The 3280-nt window shown below is 46.5% G+C and carries 2 protein-coding genes and 1 pseudogene; all 3 read left to right on the top strand.

Features of this window, described 5'->3' with window-relative positions:
- Window positions 1-72 precede the first annotated feature (72 nt).
- Window positions 73-393 (top strand): annotated as a pseudogene (locus tag VAE48_RS17530) (methylated-DNA--[protein]-cysteine S-methyltransferase); the annotation flags it as partial.
- Between the two features lie 130 nt (window positions 394-523).
- Complete coding sequence (locus tag VAE48_RS10190) at window positions 524-970, top strand: transcriptional repressor (RefSeq protein ID WP_322793218.1); 447 nt, start codon at window positions 524-526, stop codon at window positions 968-970.
- Window positions 971-991: 21 nt separating this feature from the next.
- Window positions 992-2965, top strand: coding sequence for a ferrous iron transport protein B (gene feoB / locus VAE48_RS10185; protein WP_322793217.1), 1974 nt, complete (start codon window positions 992-994; stop codon window positions 2963-2965).
- Window positions 2966-3280 lie beyond the last annotated feature (315 nt).

The following is a 3280-nucleotide window of genomic DNA, read 5'->3' as shown; positions in this document are numbered from 1 at the left end:
TAGTCTCGGGCTTTTGGCATGTTCCCAGTTTACCATGAATAATGGTTTGTTAAGGTACTTTCAACGAACTACTTAAACGCTTATTTCGCCGGGAAATTAACAACTTTCGACCTCCCGATTCGCCTTGAAGGAAGCCCGTTTCAGTTAAGGGTGTGGCAGGAATTGCTTAAGATTCCCTATGGAACGACGATCTCTTACAGACAATTGGCCGAGCGGGTAGGGGATGTAAAGTCCATTCGGGCAGTGGGCAGAGCCAATGGGCAAAACCCAATTCCAATTATTGTGCCTTGCCATCGGGTGATTGGGTCAAACGGAAAATTAATTGGTTATGGGGGTGGAATCGAAAGGAAGTTATTTCTATTGAAATTAGAACGAAGTATTCTTTTCAGTTGAGTTTTTTAATCTTTGATGACAAACAACCATCGGGTTAGTGATTAATAGCACTAAACGGATCTTTTGGGATTCGATACAATTCAAGTGGTTATTGCAAATAATTTGCAATAAGAACACCGAGGAAAGAACAATGGAATTTGATTTAGTCAATGCGGCGGAATCTCAAATTCATGCGTTGGGCGGCAGGATGACCAATCAGCGGCGGATGATTTTACAGGCTCTCATTGAATGTGCCGATCATCCCACCGCAGAAGAAATTTATCAAAAGGTCAGAGAAAAGAATCCGGCTTTAAATCTTTCAACGGTTTACCGGACTTTACGATGGCTTGAGCAACATGGGTTGGTCAACATCCGTCGTTTTGACGATGAACCGCGCCTGGAACGATTTGATCCGGTGATTGAACATGGGGAGGATCACTTTCACTTTCGGTGCAGGAACTGCAACCAAATCACCGAATTTGATACACCGCTGATCAATGTGGTCAAGGCGCAGTTCGTGGATTGTTTTGGTGGCGAGATTGAAAATGCCACACTGGTTTTATATGGTTTGTGTTCGGAATGTTTTAAAAAATCTTAACCTTTTTGAGGTATTGTATTGATGGCAGCCTGTCACGTAGCGCACCCAATCAAAGAGTTTGGTAATGGAAGCTGTGTTGCCCTGGTCGGTAACCCCAATGTGGGTAAGTCCGTTTTATTTCATCGGCTGACCGGCCAGTATGTCATCGTTTCGAATTATCCTGGTACTACAGTTGAAGTTTCGCAAGGAAAACTACGCAGGATGGAGGGGGTTACTCTAATTGACACTCCAGGCGTAATAGGATTCCCTTCGCGGAGCGAGGATGAGCAAGTTACCGAGAGAGTGTTGTTCAATGATAATTTACGCACGGTTATTCAGGTGGGAGATGCCAAAAATCTGCGTCGAACATTGCATTTGACCATCCAGCTGGCAGAAATGGGTTTACCGTTGGTGCTGGCGTTGAATATGATGGATGAAGCCCGCATGCGCGGTTTGGAGATTCGCACGGAAGTCATGGAGCAGGCGTTTGGTATTCCCATCATCCAGACCGTAGCAACACGCGGTAGAGGAATTGCAGAGGTCGAGGCTGCGATTCACGCCGCCCGACCTGTCAATCTGAAGATTGAATACCCGCAGGAAATTGAGCAAGCTCTTTCCCGGATGGAAGAATTGGAATTTCAAGCGCCTATCTCCAAACGAGCGCTTTCACTGTTGTGGTTGGCGAAAGATAGTGTTTGTGAAAAATGGATCCAAGAAAACACAACCGCTGCAGTACAGGATCAAATGGTAAAAATTCGCAGCGAACTGTCTGAAATATTTTCCGAAGGGGTGGAATATGTCATCCAAAAATCTCGGGAAAGTTTCATTGAAAAACTGGTTCGTCAATCATTTGAGGAAACGAACAGTGCAAAAACCAGCGGAATACGATTGGGTTATCTGACCACTCACCCATTGTGGGGCGTCCCAATTCTGTTGAGTGTTTTATACGCCATGTACTGGTTTGTAGGGGTTTTTGGTGCAGGTACGCTGGTTGGTCTGCTGGAAGAGAATCTGTTTGGGGAAATCATCAATCCATGGCTGATTGGGATGAGTGAAAAGATCATTCCGTGGGAGATAGTACGCAGCTTTCTGGTGGGGGAGTATGGGTTGTGGACAATGGGGGTGACCTATGCCCTGGCGCTTCTCCTGCCGATAATTGTGACCTTTTTTATTGCTTTTGGTATTTTGGAGGATTCTGGTTATTTACCGCGAGTGGCGGTCTTGAGCAACCGCTTATTCTCCTCAATCGGTCTAAATGGTCAGGCGGTTTTACCGATGGTGTTGGGGTTGGGGTGTGTAACCATGGCAACCATGACAACGCGGATTTTAAACCGTCCGCGCGACAGAATTCTCGTAACCCTTTTGCTGGCATTGGCGATTCCCTGTTCGGCGCAATTGGGTGTCGTCATGGGAATGCTAGCAGCCATATCGTTCAGTGCGGCTTTGATTTGGGTAGGAGTCATTTTGCTGGTGTTGTTGCTGGTAGGGTGGCTGGCTGCAAGAGTGATTCCCGGTGAAAGATCTCCCCTGATTGTCGAGCTGCCGCCCTTAAGGATGCCGGTGTTCACCAATGTTATCTTTAAGACACTGGCCCGGGTGGAATGGTACATCAAAGAAGCTGTACCCCTCTTTTTACTGGGAACAGTGCTTTTGTTCGTGCTGGATACAATTCATGTATTGCCGGCTTTGATTGAATTCCTGAGGCCAGTTGTGACTGGATGGTTGGGCCTCCCTTCTGAAGCGGCTACTGCGCTCATCATGGGCTTCTTACGGCGAGATTTTGCGGCAACCGGATTTTTTGTGATGCAATCGCAGGGTCATTTGAGTGATTTGCAGGCACTTGTCTCGATTACAACCATTACGCTTTTCATTCCGTGCATTGCATCGGTCTTTATGATGGTAAAAGAACGCGGTTTGAGGGTGGCGTTAGGAATGGTTGCTTTTATCTTCCCATTTTCGATTTTGGTTGGTGGGTTGTTAATGCGTCTGCTAAGCGGCTTGGGTTGGGGAATGTAAAATGGCAGGAGCATCTGTGAAAATTCATTCAGTCAAAAATAATTCCAATGAGCCGCTTTTGATCAAATGTGCGGTTTGCGGAATGGAGTATGATCCGGTTGAAAATCCATCCTGTGGAACTTGTCCATTGCACCGCGGCTGTTCAATGACCTGTTGCCCGCAATGCGGAAGTTCGAACATCAATGTTCACCAATCCAGGTTGGTTAACTTCACAAAAAGACTATTTTCGGGAGGCAAACGTGTTTCATCATAGAAGAAGGCAACGATGTGCGCGAGGCTTTGAAGCGAACGAGCATTGCATGATGTTGTGTCAGG

Origin of the sequence: Bellilinea sp., assembly GCF_034432615.1 — a bacterium.
GTDB lineage: Bacteria > Chloroflexota > Anaerolineae > Anaerolineales > Anaerolineaceae > Bellilinea.
This window is presented reverse-complemented; position numbering and strand designations above follow the sequence as displayed.